Here is a 15,870-nt window from a genome sequence, read left to right on the forward strand (position 1 = left end):
TAGAACCATGAACGACAAGACCGAAACATCAGCCCTCTCCTCCGACGCAACGGAAGTTCGCGCCCAGAAGCTGAAGCTGCTGCGCGAAAAGATCGGCGACGTCTATCCGGCGCATTTTCACCGGACACTGACCAATGCCGAATTGATCGCGAAATATGAGGGCCTGGAGCCGGACACCGAAACCGCCGATGTCGTTACCGTCGCCGGCCGTGTCTACTCCTCGCGCAATTCCGGCATGTTCATGGATATCCATGATGCCTCCGGCAAGATCCAGATCTTCAGCCACAAGGACGTCACCGGCGAAGACGCCCGCGGCCTACTGCCGATGATCGATATCGGCGACATCATCGGCGTCACCGGCGTCGTCCGCCGCACCAAGCGCGGCGAGCTGACGATCAACGCACAGCAGATCACCATGCTGACCAAATCGCTGCTGCCGATGCCCGAGAAGTGGCATGGCCTCTCCGACATCGAGCTGCGCTATCGCAAGCGCCATCTCGATATCATGACCAACGAGGAATCCAAGCTCCGCTTCCAGCAGCGCAGCCGCATCGTCTCCGGCATCCGCCGCTTCATGGAAGATGACGGCTTCATGGAAGTCGAGACGCCGATGCTGCATTCGGTCTATGGCGGCGCCACCGCCGAGCCGTTCAAGACGCATCACAACACGCTGAAGCTCGACATGTATCTGCGCATCGCGCCGGAACTGTTCCTGAAGCGCACGCTGGTTTCGGGCCTCACCGACAAGGTGTTCGAAATCAACCGCAACTTCCGCAACGAAGGCGTCTCCACCCGGCACAATCCAGAATTCACCATGATGGAGTGCTACTGGGCCTATGCCGACTACGAGGACATCATGGACCTCGTCGAGCGTTTGTTCTCGACGCTGGCCATGTCGATCCACGGCAGCACGGAATTTGCCTTCGGCGACAAGCAGATCTCCTTCAAGGGTCCGTTCCGCCGCGTGCCCATGCCTGACGCCGTCAAGGAAGCGACCGGCATCGACTTCCTGGCGATCAAGACCGACGAGGAAGCTCGCGCCGCCTCCAAGGCCGCCGGCTTCGCCGTCGAGAAGGACGCCACCTGGGGCGAATGCCTCGCCTTCATCTTCGAAGAAAAGGTCGAGGGCACGCTGATCCAGCCGTCGCACGTTACGCATTTCCCGAAGGACATCTCGCCCTTCGCCAAGGAAGTGCCGGGCGAACCGCGCCTCGTCGAACGCTTCGAGACCTATTGCAATGCCTGGGAACTCGGTAACGCCTTCTCGGAACTCAACGATCCGGAAGAGCAGCGCGCCCGCATGGTCGAGCAGCTCGAGCAGGCGCATGCGCGCGGCGAGAAGCAGAAGGAACTGGACGAGGAATTCCTCGACGCCATTGACCAGGGCATGCCGCCCGCCGGCGGCCTCGGCATCGGCGTCGATCGCCTGATCATGCTGCTGACCAACTCTCCGTCGATCCGCGACATCATCCTCTTCCCGGCACGGCGCGCCAAGGCAGACTGAGCCAGCCTCGCCAAGACAGCATAACAAAAAACAAAGGCCGCCAGGGTAACCCCATGGCGGCCTTTGTCGTTCATCCGTCAGCGTTACTTGTATTCCACCCAGACACCGCCCGCATCAGCGGACCGCACGCAGTTTTCCACCCATCGCACACCCTCCAGGCCGGCATGGACATCGGGAAAGCCAAGCTCTTCCATTCCAGCCGGCGCGAGGCCGCGCTGTCCGTCAATGGCAAAGCCGAAGCGGCGGTAAAGATTGGCCCAGGCTTCGAACAGACCCTCCGGATGACCGCCGCCGATACGGTCGTCGATCCGGGCCTCCGGATAGAGATAGTCCATGCCGCGCTCGAGGATGCGGACCGGTTCACCCTGGATCTCGTAGGAGAGCTGGTTGGGGCGCTCGTCCCACCATTCGACGCTCGCCTTCGATCCGACGATGCGGACCTTCTGCCCATGCATGGAGCCGGCATTGACGGCGCTCGACCAGACGGTCGCGAGCGCGCCATTGTCGTACTCCATCAGGGTCACGGCATTGTCCTCGAGCGGCGCCCGGCTCTTGACGAAGCTCTGGCGTGTGCACATCAAGCGCCTGATCTTCAGATGCGGCAGGATGACCTCCGAGATATAGAGCGGATGCGTCCCGACGTCGCCCAGTACATAGCTCGGGCCGGCGAATTTGGGATCGACGCGCCAGCGTGTGGACGGGTTCAGCTCCTCGACCGCCGCGCTATGAAAACCATGGGCGAACTGCAGATTGACGATACGGATCTCGCCGAGATCGCCATTCCTCACCATGGCCCGCGCCTGCTCGATCATCTGATGCCCGGCATAGCCATAGGTAACGCCGACGATGCGGTTCCGCGCCTGCGAAAGTGCCTTCAGCTCTTCGGCCTCGGTAACCGTGAAGCAAAGCGGCTTCTCGCAGATGACATGCAGATTATGCTCGAGTGCTGCCTTGCAGATGGCGAAATGGGTATTGTTCGGGGTCGCGATCGAGACGGCCTGGATACCATCTGGTCGCTTGGCCTCTGCGGCAAACATGGCCAGATAATCCGCATAGCTGCGCGCCTCGTCGAGCCCGAGCTCCACACCGAAGGCACGGCCGCGCTCCGGATCGATATCGAAGGCACCGGCCACGAGTTCGAATATGCTGTCCCTGAGCGCGGCCGAGCGATGGATATAGCCGATCTGGCTACCGCGTCCACCTCCGACCATGCCCCAGCGGATCGGCTTTCTCTTCATTCCTGACATTGTCTATTCCCTGTTCCTAGAAGCCGACCGACCGCAGATAATCACGGCTTTCCTTCACATCATCGAGGCTGCCCGCCACGCTCAGCGGATCGCGTTCCTGCTCGACGGTGATGAAACCGTGATAGCCGATCTCGGCGAGCGCCCGCTTCACCTCGGGATAGTCGATGATGCCCCGGCCGATCGGGCACATGACGCCCTGGGCGCAAGCCTCGAAGAAGCGGATCTTCTCGCCGAGCACGCGCTCGAACACCGCCTGGTCGATATCCTTGAAATGGACATAGTCGAGCCGGTCTGCGTAACGGCGCAACGTCTCCACGGGATCCATGCCGGCATAATAGGTGTGCCCTGTATCGAGGCAGAAGCCGGCCGTCTCCGCCAGTACATCCCCGGCAATCCGCTCGATCTCGTCGGCGAACTCGATATAGCCGCCAGCATGCGGATGGATGACGGCGCGGACGCCGTATTTGTCCCGGGCAAGCTCGGCGATGGCCTTGATGTTGGCCACCATGCCCGCCCAGTCTTTATCGGACAGCCGTGGGGCGCGGTTGGAATGACCGGCGGCATAGTCCCTCTCGTCATGACCCCAGTCCATGACGGTGAGATAGGGCGTCTTGAATCGCTGGCCCTCAGCCTGCCCCGGCTGCGGCAGCCTCGTGATCACGGCGCAGATCTCGTCCGTCTGGCGGAGCAGGTTCTGGCGATTGTCCGGAGAGACGAGATCGTCGAAGATCGTGCCGGCGACGATGAAGAGATTGCGCTCTGAGAGTGCCTCGGCGACCCGCTGATGATCGAGCGGCACATAGCCGTATGGCCCAAGTTCAAGGCCGCCATAGCCGGCGGCGGCGGCTTCGTCGAAGACGCGCTCCCAGGCGGGCAGGTTCGGATTTTTGACGTCGTCCACGCCCCAGCAGCATGGAGCGGTCGTAATCGTGATGGTCACGGGGTCATTCCTGTCTGATATCGAAAAGGTCGAACGGCGGGCCGGTGATCAGGCACGCTTTGCCGGCCAGTATTTGTCGACATATGTCTGGATTTCCGAGCGCATGAACTTTCCGGAAGCGTCAGCCCGCTCTTCCCAGCCGAAGACGCAGGCCGTGACGATACCGTCGAAGCCGACCGCCGCCAGAGACGAGAAGAAGACGTCCCAGTCGATCTCGCCCTGATACATGTCCATGTGCTGGTGGATCGTCACCTTCGCGCCCGGCGGATTGACGATGTAGCGAAGGCCGGAGGACGCTTTGTGATTATAGGTGTCGGCCACATGCACATGGTTGATCAGCGGACCCGCATCCCGGATCATCCTCGCCATGTCGTCGCCGAAGTAGAAGGTGTGTGGCGCGCAGTAGAGGAACTTCACATTGTCCGAACCGATCGTCTTCAGCATGTCGATGGCCGGATGCAGCGTCTCGCACCAGTCTTCCGGATGCGGCTCCATGTTGAGGGTAACGCCTTCCTTTTCGAACACCGGAACGAGTTCCTCGATCGAGCGCCACCAGGCCGCCTCGCTGTGTTCATGGGTATGCATGCCGCCGCAGCAGTTCGAGCGATGGCTCCGGTCGGGCGAAGGGCCTCGGCCGAATTCCGAGTTCATCGTGTCGCAATCCATCTCGACGGCGATCCGGATCGCTTCCTTCCAATAGCCAACCGCCGCCTGCCGCTCATCTTCGTGCGGGCTTGCCCAGCGATACATCGGCAGGAGCGATGCGAGCTTGACGCCGTGGTCCTTCAGCGCCGCCTTGAATTCGGCGATGCGTTCCTTGTGGGCACGCGGCCGCACCCACCAGGGAAGGAAATCGTCGCGCGGCGACAGTTCGATATGGTCAAAGCCAAGCTCCGCTGCCTTGCGGCAAAGCTGATCAAGCGGCAGGTGCCGGTGCATATGCGGGTCGAGTGCGATCTTCATGGAGCTCCTCCGTCATCCGGCGTGACCACGAGCGGGCCAACGGATGATCTTTCGTCTGGATCGTTTTGGGATTCGGTTTTCCTCCCGAATTGCCCAGAGGATAGGCCCGCTCCGTGCTGGCTCTCCAATCCTTCCTTGATCAAATTTGATCATTGGCGTAGGGCAGCATGAACGCAGGGCTGAACTACTGGTGCCGGAGGAGCGGGATGACGAAAGTCACTTTAAAGGATGTGGCGGAAGAGGCTGGCGTCGGCACGGCCACGGTCGAGCGCGTCGTCAATGGCCGTGGCGGCGTCCGGCCGGAAACCGTGGAAAAGGTGTTTCTCGCCGCCAAAAGGCTGAACTACCGGCATGCGCTATCGAACGCCCATCGCGGCCTGATCCGGATCGAGGTGATCCTGGTGCGGCCGGAAACCAGCTTCTATTCACGGATGAACCAGGCCTTCGAACGCATCGCCGCCTCGCTCGACCATGGTATCGTCGTTCACCGCACCTTTGCCCGGGAAAATGACCCGGCGGACTTCGCGCACTACATCGCCAATCCGAAAGTGCGCAGATCGGCGCTGATCGTCGTCGCGCCGGACCATCCGGATGTGGTCACAAGCGTCAGGCAGGCACGCGAACTCGGCGTCCCCGTTGTCCAGATCATGACCCGCCCGGCGCCGGAGCTACCCTATGTCGGCATTGACAACTACGCCGCCGGCCGCACCGCCGCCTACTATATGTCACGTATGCAGAGCGGGCAGGCAGGCGCCTTCGTCGCACTCTGCCACAGCGGCGCCTATGAGAACCACAGGGAGCGCGTCCGCGGGTTTTCCGCCTATCTCGCCGAGCAGGGCCAGAACACCCACGCCTTCACCGAGGTGATGTTCGATCTCGACGACGAACACAATGCCATGGAATTGCTGCGCGCCGCGCTTGACCGCGACCCGACCATCATCGGCGTCTACAGCGCCGGCGGCGACAATGTCGCCGTCGCCTCCGTTCTCCGGCAAAACCGGCAGCGAGGGATCTTTTGGGTTGGTCATGAATTGACCGAGCAGACGCGTGGCTACCTGCGCCAGGGCATCCTGTCGATCGTGCTGGATCAGGCGCCGGAGATCCAGGCACGCCGATCGATAGACCTGACATTGAAAACATTGGGCCTGATCGATGTCGAGGTCAGTTCGGAGCCCGTGCGCTTTCTGACCGTGACCTCGGAGAACCTCTGAACCAATGGCGGTTACAGGTGGCCATTGCCTCCAGATGGCGTATAAGTCCCGCCAATCGCAGCGAAATCTTCGCCGCCCTCAAATCAAAGGTGCAAATCCATGACCGATAAAGAAAACCTGACCGCAGACATCGACAACGAACAGCAGCGGCTGGCCGATCTTGCCGAGATTGGCGATGTCGACCTGTCTCAGTTCGCGCCGGGGACTTTCGGCTGCCACGAGGCGATGCACACCGCATCGCTCATGCTCGACATGACCGACGATCACCTGCTGCAACACCCCGCCATCCTCGCCGATCCGGAATTCTACCGCCTTGCCGGTAACGTACACGAAGCGCTGTTCGCGCTGTACCAGGCCATTGGCGAGAAGCATCTGGCGGACTGAGGATTTCTATCTCCGACCCAGCGACACAAAGCTAGCTTGGATCAATTCGTGACCGGCGACCGCCGGCCGCTGGCACCTGTCATTGTCGGGTCTAGACCCGGCGGTGGTGCCGTCTTCGGATCGGTGGCGTCGACACCGATGAATTCGTCGCCCTTGTCAGGCTCGGGCGGCAGGTTGCCGGTCGTTGCCGGCTCGGGCAAAGCATGGGCGGCCTCCTTCGCCGTTGCCTTCTCTTCCGCCGCCACCGCTGCCTTATGCTTGTCTGACCTGGCGTCGCCCCCCTTGTCGTTCTCGGCGGCCAGCGGATTGTCGCAATCGCTGTAATTTTTCAGCGCGGCCAGTGTCTCGTCGATATCGTTGGGCAACATATTGATCTGCTCGCCGTAGAACAGGCCCTGGGCACTCGCACCGCCATTGTAATACCGCGCCGTGACCGGCGCCTCGACGGCGCCACTGGCCACCTTGTCGGGATGCGGCACATAGACGACATCGGCGCCCAGCGCTCGTCCGCGAATATCGGATCGCAACGTCGGGCCGTTCTGGTCGAGAACCACCACCTGAACAAGATCCGGCTTCTGCTCCTCATAGACCGCCTTGGCGACGCGAAGCGCCGTTCTCACGCGCGTCAGGCCATCGGTCGGGTCGGTACGAATATACTTGCGCACCCAGAAGCGGTTTTCCTTGCGGATGGTGATGAGGCTGACATTGCTGCACTCCAGGCCGTTTGGAGAGGCCGAGACAAAACCCTGGAACCTGTCCTTGCCCAGATAAAGCGCGAAAGCGCCGGAGGAGCCTATCAACAAGGCCACTCCGCCGATGAGGACGACAAGCTTCCGGGGGGACCGGAACATATGCAGTAAGGCGCTCACGCCAACTGCTCCAGCATAAAGCACTCCAACGCGACAAGATGATTGATCCTCACGTTAAGGATGTGGCGTTTCGGAATGCTTAAAACAGATATGAAACTTGTGTCGCTCTCGCTGCTTTTACCAAAAAAGGTCCAGATTTTTCAGGCCGATGCCGGTGCTTGCCTTGCACCGCGCGGCCATGCTCTAACCGGGACATGGCGTTCACCTTGAGACAGCTTCAATATTTCGTCGCCGTGGCGGAACAGGGCTCGGTCACCCGCGCCGCGCAGAACCTGTCGATCTCCCAATCCTCGGTTACCGAAGCCCTGAAGGAACTGGAAAGCGATCTCGGCGTCGAGCTGTTCGACCGCCATCCGCGCGGGCTCACTATCACCCACAACGGCCACCAGTTCCTGCGGCACGCAACGAAAATCCTTTCGACCGTTTCGGACGCCCGCACCAGCTTTTCCGGCCAGCAGAATGCCACCGGCGGCACATTGAACATCGGCGTCACCTCGCTCGTCGCCGGTTATGTGTTGTCCGACCTGCTCGCACGCTATCGCCGCGTCTGCCCCGGCGTCGAGGTCAGCGCCATTGAGGATAATGGCGGCTATCTCGAGCATCTTCTGGTCGGCGGCGAGCTCGACGTCGCCGTCATGGTCATTTCCAACCTGCGCGACCGCATGGCGCTGCAGGCTGAAATCATCGAGACATCCCCCTATCGCCTCTGGCTACCCATGGGCCATCCCCTCGTCTCCGCCGATATCATCAGCGTCGCGGACATCACGCGCGAGCCTTTGATCATGCTGACCATCGACGAAATCGAGGAAAACACCGGCAAGCTGCTGACGGCGCTCGGCGCCCGCCCGCATGTCGCCTTCCGCACCCGCTCCGTCGAGGCGGTGCGCAGCCTGGTCGCTACCGGTGCAGGCGTTGCATTGCTGCCGGATCTCGTCTACCGCCCCTGGTCGCTAGAAGGCGATCGCATCGAGAGCCGCGACGTCTCCGGCTCGCTGCCGGTCGTCCAGGTCGGCATGGTCTGGCGCAAGGGATCGAGCCTGCCGCAGGCTGCCCGCGACTTCGTCGGCGTCGCCGAAAGCATGCGATCGGGGCGGCAGAGGTAGGCGAGCGTGATCCCGAAAAGTGTGAAGCGGTTTTCGGACAAGATCACGCTCAATCAAATAAGGGAACCTATCGGAAATTCCGATATCGACTTTCTGATAAATGAATTTGCGAATGCGGCAAAATCGCGTCACCTTTTCTCCGGGAACAAAAATGCCAGGCACTGGCTCCGATACCAACTGGCTCAAAAACCGGGAGACTCCGATGAAGCATTTGCTGAAATCATGCACTGCCGCACTCGCATGCCTAAGTTTCGCCACGCAGGTCATCGCCGCCGAGCCGCTGAAGACGCTCGGCAAGGGCGAAGGCGCCGTCAGCATCGTTGCCTGGGCCGGCTATATCGAGCGCGGCGAGAGCGACAAGAATTACGACTGGGTGACCAGCTTCGAGAAAGAGACTGGCTGCAAGGTCAGCGTCAAGACCGCCGCGACGTCGGATGAGATGGTGGCGCTGATGAACGAAGGCGGCTTCGACCTCGTCACCGCCTCGGGCGATGCGTCGCTCCGCCTTGTTGCCGGCAAGCGCGTCCAGCCGATCAACACCGACCTGATCCCGAGCTGGAAGACCCTCGACGACAGGCTGAAGAATGCCCCGTGGCATACAGTCAACGGTGCCCACTACGGCGTACCCTATCTCTGGGGACCGAACGTGCTGATGTACAATACCGACGCCTTCAAGGATCAGGCGCCGAAGAGCTGGAATGTCGTCTTCGAGGAGATGACCCTGCCGGACGGCAAATCCAACAAGGGCCGCGTCCAGGCCTATGACGGCCCGATCTACATCGCCGACGCCGCTCTTTATCTGATGGCCCACAAGCCGGAACTCGGCATCAAGGACCCTTACGAACTCAACGAAGACCAGTATAAGGCAGCCCTCGACCTGCTGCGCGGCCAGCGCAAACTGGTCAGCCGCTATTGGCATGACGCGATGATCCAGACGGACGATTTCAAGAACGAAGGCGTCGTCGCCTCCGGCTCCTGGCCGTTCCAGGTGAACCTGCTGCAGGCCGACAAGCAGAAGATCGCCTCCACCTTCCCCGACGAAGGCGCGACCGGATGGGCCGATACGACCATGCTGCATGTCGACAGCGAGCACCCGAACTGCGCCTATATGTGGATGGAACATTCACTTCAGGCCAAGGTCCAGGGCGACGCCGCCGCTTGGTTCGGCGCGGTCCCCTCGGTTCCCGCCGCCTGCAAGGGCAATGAACTGCTCACCGACAGCGGTTGCGCCACCAACGGCTATGACCACTTCGACAAGATCAAGTTCTGGAAAACCCCGGTCGCCAAGTGCACGAGCGAAAGCGAATGCGTGCCTTATCACCGCTGGGTTTCCGACTATATCGGCGTGATTGGGGGCAGATAGCTCACGCCGATCACGGCGATCGCCTCTCCACTGCAAGGAGTGGCGATCCCGCCGGGACGATGAGGGGAGCGGCATCCAAAGCCCCTCATCGCCTCGCCGAGCTCTCCTCGGAAGGGAGAGGGCAAGATGGAAATATACGCCCTATTATCTCTGCATATCCTTGGAGCATCCCATGACCGCCGTTCGTTTCCAGCAGGTATCGCGCCATTTCGGCCAGGTCCGCGCCGTCGACCACGTCGATCTGGAGATCGCGCCCGGTGAGTTCTTCGCCATGCTCGGCCCCTCCGGCTCCGGCAAGACCACCTGCCTCAGATTGATTGCGGGCTTTGAGCAGCCGACCGACGGCCATATCGAAATATTCGGCGAAACCGCCGAGGGCGTGCCGCCCTATCGCCGCAACGTCAACACCGTGTTTCAGGATTATGCCCTCTTCCCGCACCTCAACATCCTCGACAACGTCGCCTACGGGCTGATGGTCAAGGGCATCGGCAAGGCGGAGCGGTGGAAGGCTGCCGAACAGGCGCTGGACATGGTGAAGCTGCCGGGCTATGGCGCCCGTCGCCCCGGCCAGCTCTCCGGCGGCCAGCGCCAGCGCGTGGCGCTGGCCCGCGCGCTCGTCAACAAGCCGAAAGTCCTTCTTCTCGACGAGCCGCTCGGCGCGCTGGACCTGAAGCTGCGCGAGCAGATGCAGGAGGAGCTGAAGAGCCTCCAGCGCGCGCTTGGCATCACCTTCGTCTTCGTCACCCATGATCAGGGCGAGGCGCTGTCCATGGCCGATCGTGTTGCCGTCTTCAACAATGGCAAGATCGTGCAGGAAGGCACGCCGCACGACATCTATCAGCGGCCGAAGACCCGCTTCGTCGCCGATTTCGTTGGCTCCTCCAATGTAATCGCGCCCGAGACCATGTCATCGCTTGGCGGCGAACGCCGCTGGGCGAGCCTGCGGCCCGAGGCAATTCGTCTTGGCGACAGCGCCGGCCTTGCCGCCACCGTGCAGGCGACCAGCTTCCTCGGCGCCGCTACCCGCCTTTCCGTCGAAGCACACGGCACGCGGCTGCATGTCACCGTGCCGGCCGGCCAGCCCATCCCGGAAACCGGCGCCTCGATCCGCCTTGCCTGGGCATCCGCCGACGTGCACTACATGGACGACGCGGCATGACGATGGCAAGCATCACCACGGCCGCGCCGCCGCCCACCTCGATCCTGCCAAGCCGCGGCGGTTTCTTCGGCCGCCTTTCGGATCTCTTCTGGCGCCGCCCGAAACTCTTCCTCTTCCTGATGCTGACGCCGCCGCTCCTCTGGCTCGGCATCATCTATATCGGTGCGCTGATCGCGCTGCTGTTGCAGAGCTTCTTCTCGGTCGACGATTTCTCCGGAATGGTGAATTACGAATTCACGCTCTCGACCTACGCACAACTGTTGAATTCCGCCAATTTCGACATCATCGTCCGCACCGTCGTCATGGCGGCGCTGGTGACCATCGCCTCCGCCTTCGTCGCCTTCCCCATCGCCTATTATGCGGCGCGCTATGCGCAGGGAAAATGGAAAGCGCTGTTCTATCTCGGCGTCATGCTGCCGCTTTGGTCGAGCTACCTCGTCAAGGTCTACGCCTGGAAGCTGATCCTCGCCAAGGAAGGCATACTGACCTGGCTTTTCAGCAAGCTCTACCTCGGCTGGCTGCTCGACGGCGTGCTCGCACTGCCCATCATCGGCGGCAACTCGTTGTCGGTGAGCTACATCGGCACCTTCCTTGTCTTCGTCTATATTTGGCTGCCCTACATGATCCTGCCGACCCAGGCTGCCCTTGAGCGCGTGCCCACCAATCTGCTCGAGGCCTCCTCCGATCTCGGCGCCATGCCGAACCAGACCTTCCGCACGGTGCTGCTGCCGCTGGCGCTCCCCGGCATCGTCGCCGGCTCGATCTTCACCTTCTCGCTGACGCTTGGTGATTACATCATCCCGCAGATCATCGGCTCGTCGCGCCTCTTCATCGGCCAGGCGGTCTATGCGCAGCAGGGCACGGCCGGCAATGTGCCGCTTGCCGCCGCCTTCTCGGTGGTGCCGATCGTCATCATGGCCATCTATCTCTGGATCGCCAAGAAACAGGGAGCTTTCGATGCGCTCTGATCGCGGCCAACGCGCCTCCCTGCCTCTGAAGACCGCCGCCGCCTGCGGCCTGCTCTTCCTGCATCTGCCGATCCTCTTGATCTTCGTCTATGCCTTCACGACGGAGGAAAAGAGCTATCAGTGGCCGCCGCCGGGCTTCACGCTGCAATGGTTCGGCATTGCCTGGAACCGGCCGGATGTCTGGTCGTCGCTGGCTCTGTCGGTCCAGGTGGCGACCATCGCGACCGCCATCGCCCTGGTGCTCGGCACGCTCTGCGCCGCCGCCGTCAGCCAGACGAAATTCTTCGGCCGTGAGGCGATCTCGCTGCTGGTCATCCTGCCGATCGCGCTCCCCGGCATCATCACCGGCATCGCGCTGCGCTCCGCCTTCAGCCTGTTCGACATTCCCTTCTCGGTCTGGACCATCGTTCTCGGCCACGCCACCTTCTGCGTCGTCGTGGTCTACAACAATGCCGTCGCCCGCTTCCGCCGCACTTCGGGTTCGCTGATAGAAGCTTCGATGGACCTCGGCGCCGACGGCTTCCAGACCTTCCGCCATGTCATCCTACCGAATATCGGCACGGCGCTGCTGGCCGGCGGCATGCTTGCCTTCGCGCTGTCCTTCGACGAGGTCATCGTCACCACTTTCACCGGCGGCCAGCAGATGACGCTGCCGATCTGGATGCTGCAGGAGCTCATTCGCCCGCGCCAGCGTCCCGTCACCAATGTCGTCGCCATGGTCGTGGTGCTCGTCACCTTCCTGCCGATCCTGGCAGCCTATTATCTTACTCGCGACGGCGACCAGATCGCCGGCGGCGGCAAATAAAGGGAGATTATTATGGACACCCAGATGTTGATCGGTTCCCGCTTCGAGGCCGGCACGGAGACGGAAGAACACGTCCTCAACCCAAAGACCGGCGAAACCGTGCTCAATCTGCCCGAGGCGTCGCTCGGCCAGATCGACGCCGCCGTCGATGCCGCCGAAAAGGCGTTCACGAGCTGGTCGCAGACCACGCCCGGCCAGCGCTCCACCTATCTTCTGAAGATCGCCGACGCCATCGAGCGGGATGCCGAGGGCTTTGCGGCGCTGGAAGCGCTGAACTGCGGCAAGCCGATCAATGCCGTGCTCAACGACGAGATCCCCGCCATCGTCGACTGCTACCGCTTCTTTGCCGGCGCGGTGCGCAACCTGCATGGCCCGGTCGCCGGCGAGTATCTCCCCGGCCACACCTCGATGATCCGCCGCGACCCGATCGGCATCGTCGGCTCGATCGCGCCATGGAACTACCCGCTGATGATGATGGCCTGGAAGCTGGCCCCGGCGATTGCCGGCGGCAACACCGTCGTCTTCAAGCCTTCCGAACAGACGCCGCTGACGGCGCTGAAGATGGCAAAGCTGCTGGCGGACATTCTGCCCGAAGGCGTCGTCAACGTCATCCTCGGCCGTGGCGAAAGCGTCGGCAACGCGCTGATCAACCATCCGAAGATCGGCATGGTCTCCATCACCGGCGATGTCGCCACCGGCAAGAAGGTGTTGCAGGCCGCCGCCAAGACGGTGAAGCGCACGCATCTCGAACTCGGCGGCAAGGCCCCGGTCATCATCTTCGACGACGCCGATATCGACGCCGTCGTCGCCGGCATCCGGACCTTCGGCTATTATAATGCCGGCCAGGACTGCACCGCCGCCTGCCGCATCTATGCCGATGCCAAGGTCTACGACAATTTCGTCGCCGACCTCACCTCAGCCGTCTCCAGCATCAAGTTCAACCTTGCCGACGACACCGAAAACGAAATCGGCCCGCTGATCTCCAAACGCCAGCGCGACCGCGTCGAAAGCTTCGTCACACGCGCTGCCGAACACAAGCACATGGAGATCACCACCGGTGGCAAGACCTCGGGCGACCGCGGCTTCTTCTATGCTCCGACCATCGTTGCCGGCGCGACGCAGGATGACGAGATCGTCCGCCGCGAAGTCTTCGGTCCCGTCGTCTCCGTCACCCGCTTCACCAATCCCGACGACGCCGTTGCCTGGGCCAATGACAGTGATTACGGCCTTGCCTCCTCCGTCTGGACCAAGGACATCAGTCGCGGCATGCAGACCGCCGCCCGCCTGCAATATGGCTGTACCTGGATCAACACCCACTTCATGCTGGTCAACGAGATGCCGCATGGCGGCCTGAAGCAATCCGGCTACGGCAAGGACATGTCGGTCTATGCTCTGGAAGACTACACCGCCGTCCGGCATGTGATGATCAACCATGGGTGAGGGTGAGACGCGGTTCGGCGCAGCCGAAGCGAAGGGCCGGATGGTGCGGCATAGGACGAACCTGATCTCGCTCTCAGCGGCGAGATCACATGCCGATCAAAACGGCAGCGGAACAATTTCCCCTTTCATGCGTCTCCATTGAACGCAACGCAGAGGAGATTTCTCATGCTGAAGTGGGCCATCATATTTTTCGTGATTTCGCTGATCGCCGGCTTTTTCGGCTTTTCCGGCGTCTCCGCCGCAACGGCGACGATTGCCCGTGTGCTCTTCGCCATCTTCCTGATCGTCTTCCTGGTGTTCCTGATCATGGCGGTCATGGCCGGCAACATGGTACTGTGACGACCGGCAGCGATCCGAGGGCGGGCTATACCAGGCTCGCCCCGACGTTGATCGCAAGCGCCAGGATCGTCGTGTTGAACAGGAACGACAGGATGGAGTGCAACAGCACCAGCTTGCGCATGCTGACGGAGGAAACACCAATATCAGCGGTCTGGGCGGCGACGCCGATGGTGAAGGAGAAATAGAGAAAGTCCCAATAGATGGGCTCCTCCAACGGTTCGGCGAATGTCAGCCCCTGCCCCTTGCCCGATTCGCCATAGAAGCGGTGCGCATAGTGGATGGTAAACAGCATATGCAGGAACACCCAGGAAATCAGGATCGTCACGATCGCCATCGACACGCGGAAAAACGCGACCTCGGGCGACGCCTCCTTGATGCCGAGCAAATCCAGGACGATCCCACCAATGCTGGCGACTGCCGCCGCGCTCGACAGGAGCAGCAGCAACACATCCGAGGAATCAAGATCAGCGGAACGTTGGCGGATACGGTGCGCATCGGCCGTCAGCATGCGATAGAGGCTGAACAGGATATAGACCATGGCGGTCGTATTCCAGGCAATGAGCAAATTGCCCGCGTTCAAGGCGCGCGATGTCAGAAGCAGAAAAACCGCCACTCCGACAGCGGTAGCGATTAAAATCACCTGATGCTTACGCAGCAGTACGAGGCCTCTGGAACGATGCATCCGTCCGTCCACGCCCATGCCGCTCTCCTGATTGCAAATCGTCTTTCAGACGCCGATTCGCGGACGAGAGTGGCAAATAAAAAGAGGCCCCGCAATACGGAGCCTCTGATCTGGAGGAAGATGGCGCTCAGGCCGTCCAGCCGCCGTCGATGACGTGGATCTGGCCGGTGGTGAAGCCCGCCTCGTCGCCGGCCAGATAGGTTACCAGCGCCGCGATCTCCTTGGCGTCGGCGATGCGGCCCATCGGCTGGCGGCCGATGAAATCGGCCATGGCCTTTTCGTAGTCGCCGGTGGCGCGCAGGCGATCATGCAGCGAAGGACTGTCGACCGTGCCGGGGCAAATGGCATTGGCGCGGATGCCCTTGGAGACGAAATCGGCGGCGATCGACTTGGTAAGCCCGATGACGGCGGCCTTGGAGGCGCAATAGGCAAAGCGGTTGGGCACGCCCTTCACGCTGGAGGCGACAGACGCCATGTTGACGATCGAGCCCTTGCCCTTTTCCAGCATGCCCGGCAGGAAGGTACGGCAGGTTGTGTACATCGCCTTGGCGTTGAGATTGAAGGAGAAATCCCAGTCCTTCTCTTCGCAGTCGAGAATGGTGCCGGAATGCACGAAACCGGCGCAATTGAAGAGCACGTCGATCGGGCCGATCTCGCTGGCGTAAGCCTTGACCGCAGCGCTATCGAGTACGTTCAGCACATGCGTAGTGGCGCCTTCCAGCGTCGAGAGCGTCTGCTCGTTGATATCGGTAGCGTAGACATGCGCGCCGAGCGAAATGAAGCGCTCCGCCGTCGCCCGGCCGATGCCCTGTCCCGCCGCCGTGATGACGACCTTCTTGCCTTCCAATCCGTGACCCATAATCCTGATCCTTTCCTCCATGGCTTGTTTCCGA

Annotated in this window: 16 protein-coding genes; 10 read left to right on the forward strand and 6 right to left on the reverse strand. The window is 61.7% G+C overall.

Going from position 1 to position 15,870, the window contains the following annotated elements; all coding sequences use genetic code 11:
* Nucleotides 1-7: 7 nt before the first annotated feature.
* Nucleotides 8-1,504, forward strand: coding sequence for a lysine--tRNA ligase (gene lysS / locus EX00_RS11430; RefSeq protein WP_047457171.1), 1,497 nt, complete (start codon nt 8-10; stop codon nt 1,502-1,504).
* A gap of 83 nt (nt 1,505-1,587) precedes the next feature.
* Here lysS and EX00_RS11435 read toward each other — a convergent pair whose 3' ends face one another.
* Genes EX00_RS11435 through EX00_RS11445 form a run of 3 tightly spaced genes read right to left on the reverse strand, consistent with a single transcriptional unit; the run spans nt 1,588 to nt 4,654 of the window.
* Entirely contained in the window at nt 1,588-2,751 is a 1,164-nt protein-coding gene (locus EX00_RS11435) for a Gfo/Idh/MocA family protein (RefSeq protein WP_047457174.1), read from the reverse strand.
* 16 nt (nt 2,752-2,767) lie between these two features.
* Nucleotides 2,768-3,691, reverse strand: a complete 924-nt coding sequence (locus tag EX00_RS11440) for a TIM barrel protein (protein ID WP_047457177.1) — start codon at nt 3,689-3,691, stop codon at nt 2,768-2,770.
* A gap of 48 nt (nt 3,692-3,739) precedes the next feature.
* Nucleotides 3,740-4,654, reverse strand: coding sequence for a sugar phosphate isomerase/epimerase family protein (locus EX00_RS11445; protein WP_047457180.1), 915 nt, complete (start codon nt 4,652-4,654; stop codon nt 3,740-3,742).
* A gap of 206 nt (nt 4,655-4,860) precedes the next feature.
* Here EX00_RS11445 and EX00_RS11450 point away from each other — a divergent pair, with 206 nt between their 5' ends.
* Together EX00_RS11450 and EX00_RS11455 are read left to right on the forward strand one after the other, a co-directional pair.
* Complete coding sequence (locus EX00_RS11450; protein WP_047457183.1) at nt 4,861-5,865, forward strand: LacI family DNA-binding transcriptional regulator; 1,005 nt, start codon at nt 4,861-4,863, stop codon at nt 5,863-5,865.
* A gap of 99 nt (nt 5,866-5,964) precedes the next feature.
* Nucleotides 5,965-6,249 carry a hypothetical protein gene (locus EX00_RS11455; protein WP_047457185.1) on the forward strand — a complete coding sequence of 95 codons (285 nt, stop codon included), beginning with the start codon at nt 5,965-5,967 and terminating at the stop codon, nt 6,247-6,249.
* Nucleotides 6,250-6,290: 41 nt separating this feature from the next.
* Here EX00_RS11455 and EX00_RS11460 read toward each other — a convergent pair whose 3' ends face one another.
* On the reverse strand, nt 6,291-7,118 hold the full coding sequence (locus EX00_RS11460) for a hypothetical protein (RefSeq protein ID WP_047457188.1): 828 nt from the start codon (nt 7,116-7,118) through the stop codon (nt 6,291-6,293).
* 194 nt (nt 7,119-7,312) lie between these two features.
* On the opposite strand from EX00_RS11460, the gene EX00_RS11465 reads away from it, so the two are divergent.
* From EX00_RS11465 to EX00_RS31035, 7 genes are all read left to right on the forward strand, one after another.
* A complete protein-coding gene (locus tag EX00_RS11465) occupies nt 7,313-8,221 on the forward strand; it encodes a LysR family transcriptional regulator (RefSeq protein ID WP_047457189.1) in 909 nt (302 codons plus the stop codon).
* Between the two features lie 202 nt (nt 8,222-8,423).
* The gene (locus EX00_RS11470; protein WP_047457192.1) at nt 8,424-9,584 is read left to right on the forward strand and encodes an ABC transporter substrate-binding protein; all 1,161 of its coding nucleotides are present in this window, start codon (nt 8,424-8,426) and stop codon (nt 9,582-9,584) included.
* Nucleotides 9,585-9,756: 172 nt separating this feature from the next.
* Nucleotides 9,757-10,743, forward strand: coding sequence for an ABC transporter ATP-binding protein (locus EX00_RS11475; RefSeq protein ID WP_047457194.1), 987 nt, complete (start codon nt 9,757-9,759; stop codon nt 10,741-10,743).
* On the forward strand, nt 10,740-11,711 hold the full coding sequence (locus tag EX00_RS11480; protein ID WP_047457197.1) for an ABC transporter permease: 972 nt from the start codon (nt 10,740-10,742) through the stop codon (nt 11,709-11,711). Before EX00_RS11475 ends, EX00_RS11480 begins: the two co-directional genes overlap by 4 nt.
* A complete protein-coding gene (locus tag EX00_RS11485; RefSeq protein ID WP_012652428.1) occupies nt 11,701-12,516 on the forward strand; it encodes an ABC transporter permease in 816 nt (271 codons plus the stop codon). Before EX00_RS11480 ends, EX00_RS11485 begins: the two co-directional genes overlap by 11 nt.
* 12 nt (nt 12,517-12,528) lie before the next feature.
* A complete protein-coding gene (locus EX00_RS11490; protein ID WP_047457200.1) occupies nt 12,529-13,956 on the forward strand; it encodes a gamma-aminobutyraldehyde dehydrogenase in 1,428 nt (475 codons plus the stop codon).
* Nucleotides 13,957-14,121: 165 nt separating this feature from the next.
* A complete protein-coding gene (locus tag EX00_RS31035; protein ID WP_047457203.1) occupies nt 14,122-14,295 on the forward strand; it encodes a DUF1328 domain-containing protein in 174 nt (57 codons plus the stop codon).
* 25 nt (nt 14,296-14,320) lie between these two features.
* Here the strand turns inward: EX00_RS31035 and EX00_RS11500 are convergent, their stop codons facing one another.
* A complete protein-coding gene (locus EX00_RS11500) occupies nt 14,321-14,977 on the reverse strand; it encodes a DUF1345 domain-containing protein (protein WP_234709000.1) in 657 nt (218 codons plus the stop codon).
* 127 nt (nt 14,978-15,104) lie between these two features.
* Nucleotides 15,105-15,836: an SDR family oxidoreductase gene (locus EX00_RS11505; protein WP_047457209.1), complete on the reverse strand. Its 732-nt coding sequence runs from the start codon at nt 15,834-15,836 to the stop codon at nt 15,105-15,107.
* Nucleotides 15,837-15,870 lie beyond the last annotated feature (34 nt).

The sequence above is a fragment of the Martinezella rhizogenes genome, assembly GCF_000799715.1.
GTDB classification, from domain to species: Bacteria; Pseudomonadota; Alphaproteobacteria; order Rhizobiales; family Rhizobiaceae; genus Rhizobium; species Rhizobium rhizogenes_C.